We start from the raw sequence: 18,617 nt of genomic DNA, 5'->3' as shown, positions 1-18,617 counted from the left end.
GATTGGTATAATTCCGGCGATGCACGGCAAGGACGATCACACCGCAACAAAGACTGCTTTCGTTTTCGCGGGCGGCGGAAGCTTTGGCGCGATTCAGGTCGGGATGATGCAGGCCCTCGCAGCGCATGGGGTCACGGCCGATCTCGTGGTCGGGTCAAGCGTGGGCGCGATGAACGGCGCTTACTATGCCGGCGCGCCGACACTGGACGGCGTCAAGAAACTGGCGGAGATCTGGCGGGGGCTGACACGGCAGGATGTGTTTCCGGTCTCGGCGCGTTCGTTCCTCAGCTTTCTGTGGCGGCGGGATTTTCTCATCTCCCACGACGGCGTGCGCAAGCTGATCGAGGATCATCTTCCGTACCAGAAACTGGAAGACTCGATCATTCCGGTTCATATCGTCACCACCGACATCGTGACCGGCGAGACAGTGGTGCTGTCGGAGGGCTCCGCCGCCGAGGCGATTGTGGCCAGCACCGCCATTCCGGGTGCATTCGCACCGGTCAAGCACGAGAACCGTTTTCTGGCCGACGGCGCAATATCGAGCAACACGCCGATCCGGGTTGCGATCCAGAAAGGCGCGAAGCGGCTCGTCATCATGCCGACAGGATTTGCCTGCGCGGGACAGCACCCGCCGGTCGGGGCTGTGGCAACCGCACTGCACGCGCTGACTCTGCTGATCGCGCGGCAGATGACCACCGAGCTGGAGTATCTGGAGTCGACCATCGACTATTGCGTCGTGCCGCCGCTCTGCCCGCTGGTCGGCTCGCCCTATGACTTCACCCGCACAGACGATCATATCGCGCGGGCCATAAAGAGCACCGAGATGTGGATCGCCGATGGCGGGCTTGAGAAGGGCGGCATCCCCGGCGAAATGCGTCCGCACCAGCACTGAGCGAGCGCCTGCTATGACGCGGGCCGCGCCATATTGCTTTGCAATATGGCTGCAGGGGCAGAGCCTCCTGCAAATACCAACCCTTACGTGCGCGATATGACAGGGTGACGTCAAACCATCCGCGCGGCCGGCCGCACGGCTGATGTCGAGGTCTCACGCTTTGGTGTATAGTTTCCGTCTGTGGTGGCAGTTTCTGCTGTGCTATCGACCTGCGCAGGGAAACACGCCAACATGCGGGCCGGCGTTGCGCCACACGAATCTGTTGTCGAGGTTTTTATGCAAAATTTCTCGCTGCTGCTCTCGCCTCGCTTTATCATTCTGACGCTCTGTATTTGCATCACCGCGCTCCTGATCGGCTGCGCGATCTATTACGACTTCAAGCATATTTTTCTGTTTGCCATTCCGATCGCGATTTTCGGGTCGCTGTCGGCGCTCGGCATTCACGACATGCTTCAGAAAAGTCACGCAGTCCTGCGCAACTATCCGATTTCCGCGCATATCCGCTTTCTGCTCGAAGAAATCCGCCCCGAGATGCGGCAGTATTTCTTCGAGAGCGAAAAGGACGGCAAGCCGTTCAGCCGCGACACGCGCGCGGTGGTTTACCAGCGCGCCAAGATGGTGCTCGACAAGCGTCCGTTCGGCACACAGGAAGATGTCTACGCCGAAGGCTATGAATGGATGAACCATTCGGTAGCGCCGAAGCCGCCGACCGACGAACATTTCCGTATCACCATCGGCGGCCCCGATTGCACCAGGCCGTACTCGGCGTCGGTGTTCAATATTTCAGCGATGAGCTTCGGTGCGCTCAGTCCCAACGCGGTGCGCGCGCTCAACGCGGGCGCCAAGAAGGGCAACTTCGCGCACGACACCGGCGAGGGCGGAGTGAGCCCGTATCATCGCGAGAACGGCGGCGATCTGATCTGGGAAATCGGCTCGGGATATTTCGGCTGCCGCAATCCTGACGGAACGTTCAATCCCGAACTGTTCGCGAAGGTGGCCAGCGACGATCAGATCAAGATGATCGAACTGAAAGTCAGCCAGGGCGCCAAGCCGGGTCATGGCGGCGTGCTGCCGGCTGCGAAGGTGTCCGAGGAAATCTCGCGCATTCGCGGCGTCCCGATGGGGGAGGATTGCATTTCGCCGGCCTATCACCGCGCCTTCTCAACCCCGATCGGGATGATGCAGTTCATCGGCGAGATGCGGCGGCTGTCGGGCGGCAAGCCGGTGGGGTTCAAGCTCTGCATCGGTCATCGCTGGGAATTTCTTGCGATCTGCAAGGCCATGGTGAAAACCGGAATCTATCCAGATTTCATTGTGGTCGATGGCAACGAGGGCGGCACCGGCGCGGCGCCGGCCGAGTTCATGGACCATCTCGGGATGCCGATGCGCGAAGGCGTCAGCTTCGTCCATAACGCCCTGATCGGCATCAATGCGCGCGACCGCGTCCGGATCGGCGCTGCCGGAAAGATCGCGACAGGATTCGATCTCGCCCGCGCCATGGCGCTTGGCGCGGACTGGTGCAACTCAGCGCGCGGTTTCATGTTCGCGCTCGGCTGCATCCAGTCGCTGAGCTGTCACACCGATCGCTGTCCGACCGGCGTGACGACGCAGGATCCGACGCGCAGCCGCGCGCTGGTAGTGCCGGACAAGACGACGCGCGTTTACAACTATCACCGCGCCACATTGCATGCGCTGGCGGAACTGATCGCAGCTTCCGGTCTGAGCCATCCGCAGGAGATTCGTCCGATCCACTTCTCGCATCGGATATCGGGAACGGACGTGCTTTCGTTCGCGCGGCTCTATCCGCAGCTCCGTCCTGGCGAACTGCTCGAAGGCAAGGTCGATAATCCGCGCTTCCATGCCTGGGCGTTCGCGCAGGCGGAGTCGTTTGCGCCTCTTCCGGCGCCGCCTGTGTCCGTATCGGCGCCGGTGGCCTTGCGCGGCTGATTTTTAGAACTCGCCGTGCAGGCGTCCTGAGAAGATCGAGACCGGTCCGCGATCCGCGTTGTAGGCTGGGTTCGTGATCAACTGATAGTCGGCGGTGAAGGTGAAGGCCTTGTTGAGCGCCAGCGCGTAGTAGGTCTCCAGAATGCGCTCGTTGCTGTAGTTCAACCGGCCATCGCCGATCAGAAGACCCTTGCCGCCGGCGGCCAGGAAATCGCGGTGTGCGCTCGACAGTCCGTTGATGGCTCCGCCGAGGCCGATGGTGTCGGCCGGCCGTCCCCAGTAACTGCCTTTAACCGAAACGCCGCTGGACACGCTCCGGTCGACATCCGTGAACGAGAGAATCTCGTTCTGGCCGTCGTTCCAGCTTGCACGGGCAAAGATGCCGATGTCGGTTGCGACCTGCTGTTCGGCGTTGACGTAGAAGCCGTACTTCGATCGCTCTTTGCGCTCGCCTGTGACAATATCGTTGATGTCGATGCCGGGATTGGCTGCGCTGATTCCAAGCACGTCGCGATAGCTGGCCGTGTTGCCCTTGTTGGCGAAGACGCCAATGCGCAGTTTGCCGGGCTGGTTGAGGATGGTGTGGCGTTCCTCGAACTCGACGACCGCGCCGCCGGTCTTGAGATTGAGGACGTCGCTGTTGGGCTGCGAGGGCACCTGGAACAGGCCAGCCCTGATCGCCCAGTCCTTGCGGTTGAGTTCGACCACGGCGCCGCGCGTGAAGCCCGGCAGATCGGCCGGAAAGTCATAGGCGGCGGACGCCCACATCGCCCAGTTCAGGAAATCGGCGCGCGGATCCTTTGCATAGGAATTGCCGTCGAAGAAATCGCCGACGGCGAACCGTCCGACCGTGACCGTGACGCGGTCGATATCGCGCTTGCCGGGCAACTGATTGGCGGCGTCGGCCACGTCTTCCTGCTCACCGCCGAGACCGAAGGTCTGACGGAAGAAATAGCGCTGAGCACGGAATTTCGGATACTCCGCGCCGCCCTTCTGAGCTTCGCCATTCGAGAAGCCGGCAAGGCCGAGGGTGCTGCCGATGCCGAAGCCCTGTGCGAGTTCAGGGTTGAAGTAAAATTCTCCGCCCTCCCACAGCCGCCATCCGAGAAACGCGCCGGCGGTCCACGTCTCGCGCGTGCGTCCGGCGCCGGGCAGGCTGTTCGGCCCCTGATAGGGCGCGCGGAAGGACGGATAGCCTTGCGTGATCAGCGTGGTCTGGCCGTGGACATTCCAGTCGGTTGATTCCGGAAGCGAAGGGGGCTTGATCGCGGCGCCTGTCACCCATGGAGGTGCTTCCCAGAGCCGGTAGTTCAGTCCGAGCTTGACGGTGTGAACCTGCGGATCGACCCGCACATCAGGCAGCGGCACGTCGCCGAGCCCGTAAGTGCGCGCGCCAAGATCGATGTAGTTGTACTCGACCTTGCCGGACCAGTTGCCGCCCAGCGCGAATTCAACGCCGGCACCGGCCACCCAGCCCAGATGCATGCGCGACTTGTTGCCAATGACATCGCCGGCCGGATCGTTAAGATCGATGCGCGTGCGGCCCCACGCGGCGCCGCCGGTGACATAGGGCAGCCACGTCCCGAAGGCGTAACCGATGCGGCCGCGCGCCGTGCCGAAATAATCGAAGGTTGTGTGGAACGGAGCCGGCACCAGCTTCGGGCGATCCAGCGGGCTTGTGAAAGAGATGTCGGCCTCAAAGCCGAGCACCCACTTGTTTGCAAGCTGGAGATTGTAGCCCGCCTGATAGCCGCCGATCAGACCGGTGATGCTGTGCGGAAAGAAGATGCCCTGCTGCGGCAGTGGATTGGTGCCGGGCCCAAAAGTGCCGCCGCCATAGCCCGCGTGACCGCCGACATAAAGCCCGCTCCAGTCAAAAACCGGCGCGGCGCGCGGCGCTTTCAGGGGCAGTGCGGCGTCGGCCGCCCGTGCGACATCAAGCGACGTCGCTCCCAGCGCAAGTCCCGCGACTGCGCCTTTCATCAGGACTATGTGGCGTTTGATGGAGATCATGAAACGGCCAGCGCGCGGGATCGCATCTGCGGGTTGAGGGACCAGAAAGAACCGGGCTTGCTGGCATTTGGCGGTATTTGCGAATTGTTCTCAAGTGATTGTTTTGCTTGTGAGCAGCCGATCTGTGGGCCGGCCGGAATTCGCCCGGGACCCATGGCATTGTTATGTGACAATCAGACGACATGCGGCTGTGGCTTAGAGACGCTCGGCGAATCGCGCAAGCAAAAATGAAATGACCCGCCCGGGGGGACAACCGGGCGGGTCCTTGGGTCGACGCGGCGTGGATGAGGCGTCGCGCCGAACTCAACTTTGAAGCGGATCAGTAGCAGCTACGAACGCGGCCGATGTAATTGCCGTATGCGTCGAACTGGCGAACCCAGCCGCAGCGGCGATAGCCGTAATAGTCGCCCGCGTAAGCATTGCTGGCAGCGGCGGCGAACAGCGCGCCGGCGGCGAGACCGACACCAATGCCGACACCATGGTGATGATGAAACTTGCCGGCGTGGGCTTCCTGGGTGGTGGCGGCGATGCCACCGGTCAGAGCGACAGCAGCAACAGCGAGGGCGGCAATCCTGGTCTTGATCGACATGAAACTCTCCATCCTTGATTTGGGGCGGGCCGTGGGGACCGCATGCCAATTGGTGGTGAGTTCACGAGAATAGGTTCGAAGATTCTTTCCGAGAAATCATCGCGCCGAAAAATCTAGTTATTTCAATATATTATGTGACTACTTCAGGATCTCAGGCCGATTTGCCAGCCGGGCGAGGTCGAACTTTCGGACATCATCGAGCAATTCCACGAATGCGCGCGCGCCGTGATCCAGCACCGCTTTGCCTTTCTGCGCGCTGGCCAATGTTGCATCGCCGACTGCGCCCAGCGGATTGAGATCCTGCATCGCCCACGCGAACGGTGCGGGCCGTCCCGCCGAGAGCCAGCGGAATTCTTTGGTCATCTGTTTTTCAGCAGACTCGAAATTCGCGAGCCGGTCCTCTCGGACCTGATCGGGAAAGGCCGCAAGCATGATCGAGGTTTCAACTGCGCCGCCGTGAATGCCGAAGCGCAATTCATCGGCAGGGAATAATCCATCCGGCGCGCCGAACCGGCTCCAGCTTGTGGTCACCGCCAGCATCCGATGCTTGGCGCGCAAATCCTGCGCGATCAGCGCCATCGCGGCGCTGTTGCCGCCGTGGCTGGTGACGATGACGAGTTTGCGGATGCCTGTCTGCGCGACCGTATCGCAGAGCGCCATCCATTTGCCGAGCGCGACGTCCGTCGCCAGCGTTTGTGTGCCGGGATAGTCGGTATGTTCGGTTGAAATTCCGACCGGTTCGATCGGCAGAAACGTCACCGGCAGATTCTCTGGCAGGATGGCAAGGACGCGCGCGAGGTAGGCTTGCGCGATCAGGGTATCGGTCTCGAACGGCAGATGCGGCCCATGCTGCTCGGTTGCCGCGAGCGGCAACACGGCGATCCAGCGGGCGGCATCGGTTTTGTCGATGCCGGACAGGTCAATTCCGGCCCAGTCATGCGGAGGCTTGGAGATCATCGTGCGCGGGTTTCTTCGAACAGGCGTTTCTTTGAATCAATTAGCAGAGTAGCCTTGCGATGCCCATCATGGGCAAAACGCTCAACGGAGTCCAATGATGCCACCCAGCCACTTGCTGCGCGCGTTTCTCGTCGGGATGGCGCTCGCTGCCGGGCCCGCACATGCGCAGGCGCCCGGCGGACTGGACAAGGTGTCGTTCGGCACCAACTGGGTCGCCCAGGCCGAACACGGCGGGTTCTATCAGGCCGTGGCGGACGGCACCTACGCGCGTTACGGCCTTGATGTCACCATCGTTCCCGGTGGCCCAAACGTCAACAACCGCATCCAGTTGATCGCCGGCAAGATCGAGTTCTTCATGAGCGCGAACACGCTGCAATCGTTCGACGCCGTCGCGAACAACGTGCCGGTGGTCGCCGTCGCTGCGATTTTCCAGAAGGACCCGCAGGTTTTCCTGGCGCACCCTCAATCAAAGGTCACCAAACTGGAAGACCTCAAGCCGCTGACGCTGTTCGTTTCCAAAGAGGGAATGCCGACCTATTTCCAGTGGCTGAAATCCGAATACGGCTTCAGCGAGGAGAACGTAAAGCCCTACACTTTCAACGCGCAGCCGTTTCTTGCCGACAAGAACAGCGCGATGCAGGGCTACGTGACGTCCGAACCGTTCGCGGTCGAGAAGCAGGCGAAGTTCAAGCCAACGGTGATCCTGCTCGCCGACTATGGCTTCAACGCCTATTCGACGCTGATCGAAACCAGAACCGCCTTCGCCGAGAAGAAGGCCGATCTGGTGCAGCGCTTTGTCGATGCGTCGGTGACCGGCTGGTACACCTATCTCTATGGCGATAACAGCGCCGGCAATGCGCTCATCAAGAAAGCCAATCCCGAGATGACCGACGACCTGCTCGCGTACTCTGTCGAGAAGATGAAGCAGTACGGCATCGTCGATTCCGGCGATACCTTGAAAGACGGCATTGGCGCGATGAGCGACGCACATATGGCGGATTTCTTCGGCAAGATGGTTCGCGCGGGCGTGACGCGGCGCGACATCGATTATCGCAAGGCTTACACCTTGCGCTTCGTCAACAAGGCCGTGGGTCTTAACCTGCGCCCGAAGAACTGACTGAAGCGGATTGCCCGGAATGTCCATCCTCGAGGCTGACGATACGCAGGGCAGGCCGCCGGGGGGCGCGGCGGTGTCGCTGCGCGGCGTCACCAAGATCTATGACAACGGCGTTGCCGCGCTGGGTCCGCTCGACCTGACCGTTCGCGCGGGCGAGTTCGTGTCGCTGCTCGGGCCGTCCGGCTGCGGGAAGTCCACGGCGCTACGCATCATGGCCGGGCTGAATGAGCCGACATCCGGCACCGTGCAGGTTGCCGGGCGCGGTGCGCGGGATCGTTCGCGTCACACGATCGGCTTCGTGTTTCAGGAGCCGACCCTGATGCCGTGGGCGACGGTGCGCGGCAATGTCCAGCTTCCGCTCGATCTGGCGCACCTGTCCCGCGCCGATGCCGCCGCGCGGGTCAATCAGGCGCTGTCGCAAGTCGGGCTCGCGGAGTTCGCCGAGGTCTATCCGCGCGAACTGTCCGGCGGCATGAAGATGCGGGTCTCGCTGGCGCGGGCGCTGGTGACCGATCCGGAAATTCTCCTGATGGACGAACCTTTCGCGGCGCTCGACGAGATCACGCGCTTCAAGCTGAACAATGACCTGCTCGCGCTCTGGCGCAAGCTGGGCAAGACCGTCGTGTTCGTGACGCATTCGGTGTTCGAATCGGTGTACCTGTCGCAGCGCGTGCTGATCATGACATCCCGGCCCGGACGCATCGCGCGCGAATTTCGCATCGATGCAGCCGAGCCGCGCGGCGAGGCGTTCCGCACATCCGCGGAGTATGCGGCCTGCTGCCGCGATGTGTCAGCGGCGCTGGCCAAGGCAATTGGCGCAGGAGCTGCTCCATGACCGCGCGTGAGTCATCGCCGGCACGCTTGCTGAAAATCCTTCTGCCGCTAATCGCCCTGGCTGTCGGCGTTGCGGTCTGGGAGGCTGTAGTTCGCCTCAATAATCTTCCGGTCTACGTCCTGCCCGCACCGAGCGTCGTTTTCTCGACCCTCGTGCAGGACTGGCCGATCCTGTTCGGATCGTTGCTCACAACACTATTGACCACGGTTCAGGGCTTTGTCGCGGCGGCGGTCGGCGGCATTGCGCTTGCGGTGTTGTTCAGCCGATCGAAATGGCTGGAGTATGCGCTGCTGCCCTATGCGGTGATCCTTCAGGTCACACCGGTCATCGCGATCGCGCCGCTGCTGCTGATCTACCTGCCACAGCATGTGGCGGTCGTGGTCTGCGCCTGGATCGTGGCGTTCTTTCCGGTGCTGTCGAATACCACGCTGGGGCTGAATTCGGTCGATCGCAATCTGCTCGGACTGTTCGAACTGTACGGCGCCTCGCGCGCGCAGACGCTGCGCCACCTGAAACTGCCTTCGGCGCTGCCGCATATCCTCGGGGGCTTGCGGATCGCGGGCGGCCTGTCGCTGATCGGCGCGGTGGTCGCCGAAATCGCTGCGGGTTCGGCCGGGGCAGGTTCCGGACTGGCTTACCGGATCGCAGAGGCCGGCTACCGGCTCAATATCCCGCGGATGTTCGCGGCGCTGTTGCTGCTCTCGATTGCCGGAATTGTCATCTATTTGGGCCTCTCGCTGGCCTCGTATCTTGTGCTACGACGCTGGCACGAAAGTGCGCTTGGAAAGGAAAACTAATGGCTGCGAATGGTTCTCAGGAAAAGGTCGATGTGCTGGTTTACGGCCCATCGAAGCCGGTGATCGATAACGGGTTTCCTGCGAACTTCGTTCTCCACAAATTCGAGAACCATCGCGATCTGAGCCGCCTGGCCCCGGAAATCTCCGGGCGGATTCGCGGCATTGCGGTCACCGGCCTGGTATCGACTGACGCCACGACGCTGTCGCATTTTCCGAAGGTCGAGATCGTGTCCAGCTTCGGGGTCGGCTACGACCATATCGATGCGAAATACGCCGCCGAGCACGGCATCGTCGTCACCAACACGCCGGACGTGCTGACAGAGGAGGTCGCCGACACCGCGCTGGGTCTTTTGATCGCGACGGTGCGTGAGTTCATCAAGGCGGACCGCTATCTGCGGGCTGGGCACTGGACCACGAAAGCCTTTCCGTTGAGCCCGGGTTCGCTGCGTGACCGCAAGGTCGGCATGGTTGGCATGGGGCGTATCGGCCAGGCCATCGCGCGCCGCCTCGATGCATCGCTGGTGCCGGTGGTTTATCACTCGCGCAACCCGGCGAAGGGCGTGACCTACAAGCACTATCCCAACCTGATCGAGATGGCGAAGGACGTCGATACACTGATCGCCATCACCCCTGGTGGTCCGTCGACCGCGAAAATGATCAATGCCGAGGTGCTCAAGGCGCTCGGGCCGCGTGGCGTGTTCATCAACGTCGCGCGCGGATCGGTGGCTGACGAGGATGCGCTGATCGCCGCGCTCAAGGATGGCACCATCATGGCGGCGGGCCTCGACGTGTTCGCGAACGAACCGGAGGTGCCGGATGCATTGAAGGCGATGCAGAATGTCGTGCTGCTGCCCCACATTGCTTCCGCCTCGGTGACCACGCGCAACGCGATGGATCAGCTTGTGGTCGACAATCTCAAGCTGTGGTTCTCCGGCAAGGCGCCATTGACCCCGATTGCCGAGACGCCGGTGAAAGGCCGCTGAACATGTCCCGCGCCGCACTGCCCGGACTCACGAGACGTCTGCCGACCGGGCGGGCTTGCCTGCTCGCATTGGCGGCGGCTCTCATGAGCGCACCGGACGCCGTGGCGCAAGATGCGCGCTCGCTCACCAAGGAGATGGTCGGAGAGTGGGAGTTATCGACGGCAGGCCGCGACAAGACCTGCATTGTGACGCTGAAGAGCGATTCCACACCGCAAGGCCTGAAGCTGGAGCTCGATAAAGGGTGCGGCAATGCGTTGCCTTTCACCAAGAGCATCGTGGCGTGGAGTGTGAAGGGCCTCGACATCGTGCGGCTGCAGGATGCGGCGGGGCAATCGGTCATCGACGTGACCGAGGTCGAAAGCGGAATCTTCGAAGGCCTGCGGCAAGGCGAGGGCGTGTATCTTTTGCAGAATCTCGCAGCCGCGCGCGCCCTGTCAAAATCCGCCGACCAGCTCATTGGCGACTGGGCGATGGTGCGCGGCAGCGGCAAATCGATCTGCGGATTAACACTGACCAACACTGAAACGAACACGCCGGAGAATTTCGCGGTGTACCTGAAGCCGCGCTGCGACCCGCTGGTGGCGGCTTTCGCGCCAACCGTATGGCGCATCGAGCGCGGCGAACTGCTGCTGCAGTCGGCAAAGGGCGAAATCTGGCGCTTCGAGGCCGACGACAATGCACAGTGGCGGCGCATTCCCGACAGCGCCGATCCGTTGCTGCTGACGCGGCAGTAGATTTAGATCAGCCGCATCCCCTTCAGGCTGGCGTGGCCGTTCTTGCCGACGATGATGTGATCATGCACGGAGATCCCGAGCGGGCCCGAAATCGACATGATCGATTTCGTCATCTGGATGTCGGCGGTCGATGGCGTTGGATCACCGGAGGGATGGTTGTGCACCAGAATGATCGCGGTAGCCGACAGTTCCAGCGCGCGCTTGACCACTTCACGCGGATAGACCGGCGTGTGATCGACAGTTCCGATCTGTTGCAATTCATCCGCGATCAACTGATTGCGCTTGTCGAGAAACAGGATGCGGAACTGCTCCTTGTCGGCAAAGGCCATGGCAGCGCGGCAGTACTCGATCACGTTCGACCACGACGACAGCACGGTCTTCTCTTTGCTGATCTGGCCCTTCGCGACCCGGCTCGCGGTCGCGGCGATCAGCTTGATCTCCGTGATCGCCGAATCCCCGAGACCGCTGACTTCCTTCAGGCGTAACTCCGGAGCGTGAACCACCTCGGCGAACGATCCGAATTTCGCGATCAGCGCCTTGGCCAGCGGTTTGACATCACGCCGCGGCAGCGCACGAAACAGCACCATCTCCAGCAGTTCGTAGTCGCTCAGCGCATCGGCGCCCGCCTCGCGGAATCGCTCGCGCAGCCGCTCGCGATGGCCATGATAGTGCGGCGCTTCGGAGAAACCGGATGACGAGGACGGATCGTCGGATTTTGCGGGCATGGCGGAATGCGTGCTCAAGTATGCTGCAAGCATCGCCGCGCCCGGCTGCATTTGCAACCGGGTTTATTCCACAAGAATCTCTGCTGAATGCGGATATGTCCATCCGCGCGAAGCCAGAGCGTCACACCTTGTAAGGCGGCTTGTCCAGCTTGCCGGGGGAGAGAGTGAAGATTTCGACGCCGTCGTGCGTCACGCCGACCGAATGCTCGAACTGCGCCGACAGCGAGCGGTCGCGGGTCACGGCGGTCCACCCGTCAGACAGCACCTTCACATGCGGCTTGCCGAGATTGATCATCGGTTCGATGGTGAAGAACATGCCCGGCTTCAGTTCCACGCCTTCGCCGGGGCGGCCGATGTGAATGATATTCGGCTCGTCGTGAAACATCCGGCCGAGACCATGGCCGCAGAAATCGCGCACCACGCTCATCTGTTGCGGCTCGACGAAACTCTGGATCGCATGGCCGATGTCGCCCGTGGTGGCGCCCGGCTTCACGGCGGCAATGCCGCGCATCATCGCTTCATAGGTGACATCGATCAGCCGCTCCGCGCGGCGTGAAATTTCGCCGACGGCATACATGCGGCTGGAGTCGCCATACCATCCGTCGACGATCATCGTCACGTCCACGTTGACGATATCGCCTTCCTTGAGCGGCCGGTCGCCGGGCATGCCGTGGCACACCACATGATTGATCGACGTGCAGGTCGAATAGCGATAGCCGCGATACATCAGGGTCGCGGGATAGGCCTTATGGTCGAAAGCGAACTTGCGGACGAAATCGTCGATCTGCGAGGTGAAAATACCCGGCCTGACGATGGTGGCCAGTTCGTCGAGACATCGCGCGACCAGCGCTCCCGCCTTGCGCATGCCGGCAAACGCCTGGGGACCGTGCAGCTTGATCTGCCCGGTCTTTCGCAGCGAGGTTTCGGTGGCTTCGACATAGTTCATGGGCGAATCTGGCTTGAAATCGAGGAAAATTGACGGTGCATCAACCCAATTTAATGGATGCTGCCCGCAGTGCAAGCCGCAGCACCAGCCGGGCTGCCCAGCCCTATTTTCAGGGCATTTATGACCGTTTTCAGGTCTCGATGGGAACGGAACGCCCAAGCCTGATGTCGTGGCGTGTGAGATCGCACGTCCATGCCAAAGCCTCGACGCCAGCGGTGCGGGCCCGGTCGAAGGCGCGCGCATAGGCTGGATCGATGTCGCGGGCCAGCGCGAACGAGCGGGCCGAGCCGATCTGGATCACGAACAGCATCACGGCGCGGGCGCCTGAGGTGACCATCTCCGCCAGCTCGTCGAGATGCTTCGCGCCGCGCGCGGTGACAGAATCCGGGAACTCGGCAATACCGGCGCGCCGCATCAGATGCACGTTCTTGACCTCGACATAGCAGGGCGGACGCGAGGGATCCTCCAGCAGGAAGTCGACGCGTGAGCCCTTGCCGTTTATGGTGCGGCCGTACTTCACCTCGCGCCGGATGGTTGCGTAACCCGTCAACTCGGGAATCGCACGGGCCGCGAGTGCTTCGGCCACGATCGGGTTCGGATGCATGGTGTTGACGCCGGTCAGCTCAAGGCCGCCGCCGAAGTCGGCCTCAACCAGTTCCCAGGAGTAAGGCAGCTTGCGCGCAAGGCTCGGCGATTTCGACAGCCAAACCCGCGCGCCTTCGGCCTGAAGCCCGGTCATGGCGCCGGGATTGGCGACATGCGCGGTAATCATCGTGCCGTCGGCCAGTTCGACGTCGGCGAGGAAACGCTTGTAACGGCGGATCAGGGTCGCCGGCACCAGTTCACTGGCAAAGCGCATGGATGTCAGCTTTGCACGTCGACGACGGTTTCGACCGGCAGCGCGCCGCCGCGGATACGGATTTCCCGCACGGGATACGGCACGCGGATGTTCTCGCTCTTGAAGGCGTTCCACAGCTTCAGCATCACGTCGCTGCGGACATTGTCGGCGCCGACATCGAGATCGGCCACCCAGAATGTCAGCGAGAATTTCATCCCGGTTTCGGCAAATTCCGTCAGCAGGCAATTCGGCGCCTTGAAGGTCGCAACATTCGCTGTCTTGGATGCGATATCGACAGCGAGCTTGCAGACGAGGTTCGGATCGGCGTCGTAATTGGTCGCGAAGTTGACCTTCACCAGCATGTTCTTGTTGGTGTAGGTCCAGTTGACCACCCGCTGGGTCACCAGATCTTCATTCGGGATCAGGATTTCGCGGCCGTCACCCGCCGCGACGGAAATATAGCGCGTATTCATCGCGCTGATCTTTCCCGAACTGTCGCCGATGGTGATGAGGTCGCCGGGCTTCACCGACTTGTCCGCCAGCAGGATCACGCCGCTGATGAAATTGGCGACGATCTTCTGCAAGCCGAAGCCGAGGCCGACGCCGATGGCGCCGGAAAACAGCGCAAAGGCGGACAGGTCGATGCCCGCTGCGCTCATGACAACTGCGAATGCGGCGACCATCAGCAGCAGGCGAACGATCTTGATCAGAAGAACCTGAACCGACGGCGTGAGATCGCGCGAGCGCGAAATGCGGGCTTCGAGGAAGTTGCCGAGGATATTGACCAGCCAGAGCGCGATGCCGAGCGACACCACGACCTTCAGAATCAGCAATGGAGTGACCCGCAGCGCGCCGAGCGGGATGGATACCGAATCCAGCGCGGCCGACACGTCATCCAGCTTCCCGATGATGCTGAGGGCCGCGATAATCCAGGCGGTGACAGACACCGCACGGACCACGAACTCGTTGCGGATCAATCCGGTGGCAAGACGAATGATGACCCATGCTGTCGCGAGGCTGGCCGCAGTGGAGAGCAGGTAGCCGTGTCGGAGAACTTCGGTTTTCACAACGACTGCGCGGGCGATGCTGGTCAGCAGCGCGAAGATGATCGCATCGGCCCGGTTCAGCAGGATGCGGATCAGCGCACGCAGCGGCGCCGGCAGACCCATCGCCAGCGATGTCGGACTGACCCGCGCGCGCAAGAAGCTGGCAAGGGCCAGCGACAGGCCCGCAGCGGCCAGAATGATGCCAGCCTGCATGTAGAACCAGGGCGAGATCAGATAGGCCTCGGCAGATTTGACGCTGGCCTGTAACGCCTGCTGGATATCATCCCATTCCATGGGTAACTCACCTCAAAAGGAGGCAGGCCGGTTGGCCTGCCCCAGCTTCGATCCTGATTCGATCACATCGACAGATTCCCATATTCCGCCGCTACGGGCGTGTGAGAATTCCGCGCACGGCCGACTTAACACCAGCAAATCCGGCACAATCGTGATGACAGCGACAAATCGGTTGGCGGCAGGCGGCTGCGACTATATTCATGGATTTGCAGACGTTTTAGGAGACTTACACAGCTAATGGCATCTCTCGACTCGGTCAGCATTGCCATTCTGCTCGGCTCGGTTCTCGTGATGGCGGGCATCCTCTCGAGCCTGCTCGCGCTGCGCTTCGGCGCTCCGTTGCTGCTGGTCTTCCTTTTTGTCGGTATTCTCGCAGGCGACAGCGGACCCGGCGGCATCCGCTTCGACGACGTGCAGTCGACCTATCTGGTCGGGTCGGTGGCGCTGGCGCTGATCCTGTTCGATGGCGGCCTCAAGACACGCTTCCAGAGCATCCGCGCGGTGCTGGCGCCGTCGGCCGCTTTGGCGACCTTCGGCGTGCTGGTAACGGCGCTGATCACGGCGCCCGTTGCCAAATATGCACTCGGGATCGGCTGGGCGGAGGCCCTGCTGGTCGGCGCTGTGGTGGGCTCCACCGACGCGGCAGCGGTGTTCCTGCTGGTGCATAGCCAGGGCCTTCGCCTGCGCCCGCGCGTCGGCGCGACCCTTGAGGTGGAATCCGGCACCAACGATCCGTTTGCGATCTTCCTGACGCTGATGCTGGTGGAGTTCCTGTCGATCGGGCAGAGCTCGGCGGCGCACATTGCGCTTCAGTTCGTGCGGGAGAGCGCGCTGGGCATGCTCTTCGGTGCTGTCGGCGGCTGGCTTGTGGTCCTGGCGCTGAATCGCATCTCCTTGCCGCAGGGTTTGCACGCCCCCTTCGTGACGACAGCCGCGCTGGTCATTTTCGGGGTGTCCCAGATCTCGCACGCGTCGGGATTCCTCGCGGTCTATCTCGCCGGCATGATCATCGGAAACCGTCCGACCCGCGCGCACAATTCCGTCGTGGCATTTCTCGACGCCGCGACATGGCTGGCGCAGATCGTGATGTTCGTGCTGCTCGGTCTCCTGGTTTCACCCGAGCGAACCCTGGCGACCGTGCTGCCGGCTGTCGCGGTAGCACTGGTGCTGATGCTGGTGGCGCGGCCGGTCGCGGTGTTTCTTTGCCTCGCGCCGTTCCCGTTCAACTGGCGCGAAAGGACCTTCATCGCTTGGGTCGGCCTGCGCGGCGCGGTCGCGATCTTTCTGGCCTCGATCCCGATGCTGGTCGGGCTGCCGAACGCGCAGGTGTATTTCGACGTCGCCTTTGTGGTTGTCATTATTTCGCTGCTGCTGCAAGGCTGGACCCTCGCTGCGGCGGCGCGTCGCCTGCATGTGGCGTTGCCGCGGGCTGATCGCGGGCCCCGGCGCGTCGAACTCGATCTGCCGGGACAGCTCGAACAGCAGCTTGTGGGTTATCCGGTTCGCGCCAACAGCCTGTTTCTGAAGCGCGGGCTGATCCCGTCATGGTCGAAGCCGACGCTGGTGATCCGCGACGAGAAAATTCTGTCTCCGACCGAGGCCGAGCCGGTGGTCAGGGGTGACTATCTCTATCTGCTCGCACCGCCGGAGAAGGCCGAGGCGCTGGATCGCTTCTTTGTCGACATGCCGGTGGTGCCAGCGCCGGACCCGCATCTGCTCGGCGACTTCATGATGCCCGGCGACGTGACCCTCAAGGATGTTGCCGATATTTACGGCGTCACCATCGCCTCCAGCGACGCGCATCTGACACTGGCGGATTATTTCGACATTCATCTCGATCATGCGCCCCGCGTCGGCGCGACCTTGCCGCTCGATTCCATTGTACTGGTGGCGCGGAGCATCGGCGGCAACCGGGTGAACGTGGTCGGGCTCCGGCTGCCGGAGGATGAGGAGCCGCCGGCCCCTGAACTGAGCCGCACCGCTGCCGCCAGACGCAAGCTGTCGCGGATCGGGACCCGGCTGCTCGGGAGCTGAGCCTGTTTAAAGTGCGCGGGACGGCAACAGCAGCGGCCCGTCCGGCGTCTCGACGCGGTTCACCGAGATGCCGAAGATCTCCGCAATGCGATCGGGCGTCAGTGCAAGCTGCGGGCTGTCGTTGGCGACGATGCGGCCCTCGTTCATGATGACCACGCGATCGGCGAACCGCATTGCCAAAGCGAGATCGTGAATGATCGCAAGCACGGCGGTGCCGCCATGGGCGATCCGCTGAAGCAGATCCATGACGATTAACTGGTGGCGCTCATCCAGCGAGGTCGTCGGCTCATCTGCGATCAAGACCGACGCTTCGGTGGCGAGTGCCCGCGCAATCGCGACGCGCGCCCGTTCCCCGCCTGACAGTGTCGTAATCAGCCGCGAAGAAAACTCGCCGACGGCGGTTGCCTCGATGGCGCGCTCGATGGCGATGCGATCCTTGATGGAGGTCTGCGAGAACGGGTCCGCATGGGGTTCGCGTCCGAGCGCAACGATGCTGTCCACCCGCATCGGCCAATGGAATTCATGTCCCTGCGGCAGATAGGAGATCGCACGCGCGCGTGCGCGGGGTAGCATGTTCCGCAAGGCGACGCCATCGAATGCGGTTGAGCCCTCGGTTCGCATCACGCCGGCCATGGCGCGCGCCAGTGTGGTTTTGCCGGCGCCGTTGGGTCCGGCGAGAATTGTGAATTCGCCGGCATTCAAAGTCAGATCGGCATTATCTACGATCCGGCGCGAACCACGGACAACCGTGATACCGGAGGAGACAAGGCGCGGCGCATTGTTTGGCTTCATTGCGTGCTGTCCTCCAATGCACGGCGCTCATGGAAGATCATCGCCAGGAAGAACGGTACGCCGATCAGCGCCGTCACCACGCCGATCTTGATTTCAATGACGGCGGGGATCAGGCGCACCGCGATATCCGCCGCCATCAGCAGCGCCGCGCCCGCCAGTGACGCCGGCAGCAGCACGCGCGCAGGGTCCGATCCATAGAACCGCCGCACCAGATGCGGCGCGACCAGCCCCACGAAGGAGATGGCGCCAGCGACGGAGACGGCTGCGCCGACGCCGAGCGCGACACCGATCACCACCAGCACGCGCGTGCGCTCGACATTGACGCCGAGCGAGGCAGCGGCGTCTTCACCGAGCGTCAGCGCGCGGAAGGCGCTCGCATTGAACGCCAGCACGAACCAGCTCACGATCATGAACGGTGCGGCAAGCCAGACGTGTTCCATGCTGCGGTCCCGCAGCGAGCCGAGCAGCCAGAATGCGATCTCCAGTGCGATGTACGGATTGGGCGCGAGATTAAGGATGAGCGCGATGGCCGCGCCCGCGAGACTGGCGAGCGCGAGGCCGGCGAGAAGAGTCACTGTCAGCGAAGCCCGGCGTCCGGCGATGGCGACCAGCGCACCGACCGAAAGAAGTGCGCCGGCGATGCCGGCGAGCGGCACCGCCAGCGACAGCGCGTTGGCCAGACCAAATGCCATGATCGCGGCGGCGGCTGCTGCTGCCGCCTGCGGCGCGCCGAACAGCGACGGTTCGGCGAGCGGATTGCGCAGCAGGCCCTGCAACGACGCGCCGGCCAGTCCGAACGTGGCGCCGATCAGCATGGCCAGCAATGTTCTCGGCAAACGAATATCGCGGACGATAATCGACGCCACGCCCTGATCGGAAAACAATGCTGCAATGACCGTACGCGGCGAAAAGGACGCAGGCCCGGTCATCAGCGACAGCACGAACAGCACCGCCACCAGAATGGCGAGCGTCGCGGTCAGCACGGGTCCCTGAATATCGCCTCGGCTATCGCTCTTCATCTTGTTCCGGCATATCTCCGCAGCAGCAAGGGCCGCTGACGCAATCCGATTGGCGTGGC

Annotated in this window: 17 protein-coding genes; 8 read left to right on the top strand and 9 right to left on the bottom strand. The window is 62.6% G+C overall.

Annotated features, from left to right (window positions below; genetic code table 11):
• Positions 1-19: 19 nt before the first annotated feature.
• Both HMPREF9695_RS18360 and HMPREF9695_RS18355 read left to right on the top strand, forming a co-directional pair.
• Complete coding sequence (locus HMPREF9695_RS18360; protein WP_006022395.1) at positions 20-892, top strand: patatin-like phospholipase family protein; 873 nt, start codon at positions 20-22, stop codon at positions 890-892.
• A gap of 276 nt (positions 893-1,168) precedes the next feature.
• On the top strand, positions 1,169-2,839 hold the full coding sequence (locus HMPREF9695_RS18355) for an FMN-binding glutamate synthase family protein (RefSeq protein ID WP_006022394.1): 1,671 nt from the start codon (positions 1,169-1,171) through the stop codon (positions 2,837-2,839).
• Positions 2,840-2,842: 3 nt separating this feature from the next.
• Here the strand turns inward: HMPREF9695_RS18355 and HMPREF9695_RS18350 are convergent, their stop codons facing one another.
• The 3 genes from HMPREF9695_RS18350 to HMPREF9695_RS18340 form a co-directional block, all read right to left on the bottom strand.
• Positions 2,843-4,852: a carbohydrate porin gene (locus HMPREF9695_RS18350; RefSeq protein WP_006022393.1), complete on the bottom strand. Its 2,010-nt coding sequence runs from the start codon at positions 4,850-4,852 to the stop codon at positions 2,843-2,845.
• Positions 4,853-5,171: 319 nt separating this feature from the next.
• On the bottom strand, positions 5,172-5,441 hold the full coding sequence (locus tag HMPREF9695_RS18345) for a hypothetical protein (protein ID WP_006022392.1): 270 nt from the start codon (positions 5,439-5,441) through the stop codon (positions 5,172-5,174).
• A 138-nt stretch (positions 5,442-5,579) separates the two neighbouring features.
• Complete coding sequence (locus tag HMPREF9695_RS18340; protein WP_006022391.1) at positions 5,580-6,398, bottom strand: creatininase family protein; 819 nt, start codon at positions 6,396-6,398, stop codon at positions 5,580-5,582.
• Between the two features lie 97 nt (positions 6,399-6,495).
• On the opposite strand from HMPREF9695_RS18340, the gene HMPREF9695_RS18335 reads away from it, so the two are divergent.
• From HMPREF9695_RS18335 to HMPREF9695_RS18315, 5 genes are read left to right on the top strand one after another with little or no spacing between them, the layout of a single operon-like run.
• On the top strand, positions 6,496-7,515 hold the full coding sequence (locus HMPREF9695_RS18335; protein ID WP_006022390.1) for an ABC transporter substrate-binding protein: 1,020 nt from the start codon (positions 6,496-6,498) through the stop codon (positions 7,513-7,515).
• 19 nt (positions 7,516-7,534) lie between these two features.
• The gene (locus HMPREF9695_RS18330; RefSeq protein WP_006022389.1) at positions 7,535-8,350 is read left to right on the top strand and encodes an ABC transporter ATP-binding protein; all 816 of its coding nucleotides are present in this window, start codon (positions 7,535-7,537) and stop codon (positions 8,348-8,350) included.
• On the top strand, positions 8,347-9,147 hold the full coding sequence (locus tag HMPREF9695_RS18325; protein ID WP_006022388.1) for an ABC transporter permease: 801 nt from the start codon (positions 8,347-8,349) through the stop codon (positions 9,145-9,147). The genes HMPREF9695_RS18330 and HMPREF9695_RS18325 overlap by 4 nt, the downstream gene beginning before the upstream one ends.
• Positions 9,147-10,130 (top strand): 2-hydroxyacid dehydrogenase, encoded by a 984-nt coding sequence (locus HMPREF9695_RS18320; protein WP_006022387.1) that lies wholly within the window; start codon positions 9,147-9,149, stop codon positions 10,128-10,130. Before HMPREF9695_RS18325 ends, HMPREF9695_RS18320 begins: the two co-directional genes overlap by 1 nt.
• A gap of 2 nt (positions 10,131-10,132) precedes the next feature.
• Positions 10,133-10,864, top strand: coding sequence for an AprI/Inh family metalloprotease inhibitor (locus HMPREF9695_RS18315; protein ID WP_006022386.1), 732 nt, complete (start codon positions 10,133-10,135; stop codon positions 10,862-10,864).
• 2 nt (positions 10,865-10,866) lie between these two features.
• Here the strand turns inward: HMPREF9695_RS18315 and radC are convergent, their stop codons facing one another.
• The 4 genes from radC to HMPREF9695_RS18295 all read right to left on the bottom strand — a co-directional run bounded on the left by radC (position 10,867) and on the right by HMPREF9695_RS18295 (position 14,713).
• Entirely contained in the window at positions 10,867-11,589 is a 723-nt protein-coding gene (radC, locus tag HMPREF9695_RS18310) for a RadC family protein (protein WP_041712886.1), read from the bottom strand.
• 121 nt (positions 11,590-11,710) lie between these two features.
• Positions 11,711-12,535, bottom strand: a complete 825-nt coding sequence (gene map, locus HMPREF9695_RS18305; protein WP_006022384.1) for a type I methionyl aminopeptidase — start codon at positions 12,533-12,535, stop codon at positions 11,711-11,713.
• A 130-nt stretch (positions 12,536-12,665) separates the two neighbouring features.
• The gene (sfsA, locus tag HMPREF9695_RS18300) at positions 12,666-13,394 is read right to left on the bottom strand and encodes a DNA/RNA nuclease SfsA (RefSeq protein ID WP_006022383.1); all 729 of its coding nucleotides are present in this window, start codon (positions 13,392-13,394) and stop codon (positions 12,666-12,668) included.
• A 5-nt stretch (positions 13,395-13,399) separates the two neighbouring features.
• Entirely contained in the window at positions 13,400-14,713 is a 1,314-nt protein-coding gene (locus HMPREF9695_RS18295) for a mechanosensitive ion channel family protein (RefSeq protein ID WP_006022382.1), read from the bottom strand.
• 237 nt (positions 14,714-14,950) lie between these two features.
• Here HMPREF9695_RS18295 and HMPREF9695_RS18290 point away from each other — a divergent pair, with 237 nt between their 5' ends.
• On the top strand, positions 14,951-16,747 hold the full coding sequence (locus tag HMPREF9695_RS18290; RefSeq protein ID WP_006022381.1) for a potassium/proton antiporter: 1,797 nt from the start codon (positions 14,951-14,953) through the stop codon (positions 16,745-16,747).
• A gap of 6 nt (positions 16,748-16,753) precedes the next feature.
• Here the strand turns inward: HMPREF9695_RS18290 and HMPREF9695_RS18285 are convergent, their stop codons facing one another.
• Positions 16,754-17,539 (bottom strand): ABC transporter ATP-binding protein, encoded by a 786-nt coding sequence (locus HMPREF9695_RS18285; protein ID WP_006022380.1) that lies wholly within the window; start codon positions 17,537-17,539, stop codon positions 16,754-16,756.
• Entirely contained in the window at positions 17,536-18,558 is a 1,023-nt protein-coding gene (locus HMPREF9695_RS18280; RefSeq protein ID WP_006022379.1) for a FecCD family ABC transporter permease, read from the bottom strand. The genes HMPREF9695_RS18285 and HMPREF9695_RS18280 overlap by 4 nt, the downstream gene beginning before the upstream one ends.
• Between the last annotated feature and the right edge of the window lie 59 nt (positions 18,559-18,617).

This window comes from Afipia broomeae ATCC 49717, assembly GCF_000314675.2.
Classification (GTDB): domain Bacteria; phylum Pseudomonadota; class Alphaproteobacteria; order Rhizobiales; family Xanthobacteraceae; genus Afipia; species Afipia broomeae.
Note: the sequence above shows the minus strand (reverse complement) of the source record. Positions and strands in the feature narration are given on the sequence as shown.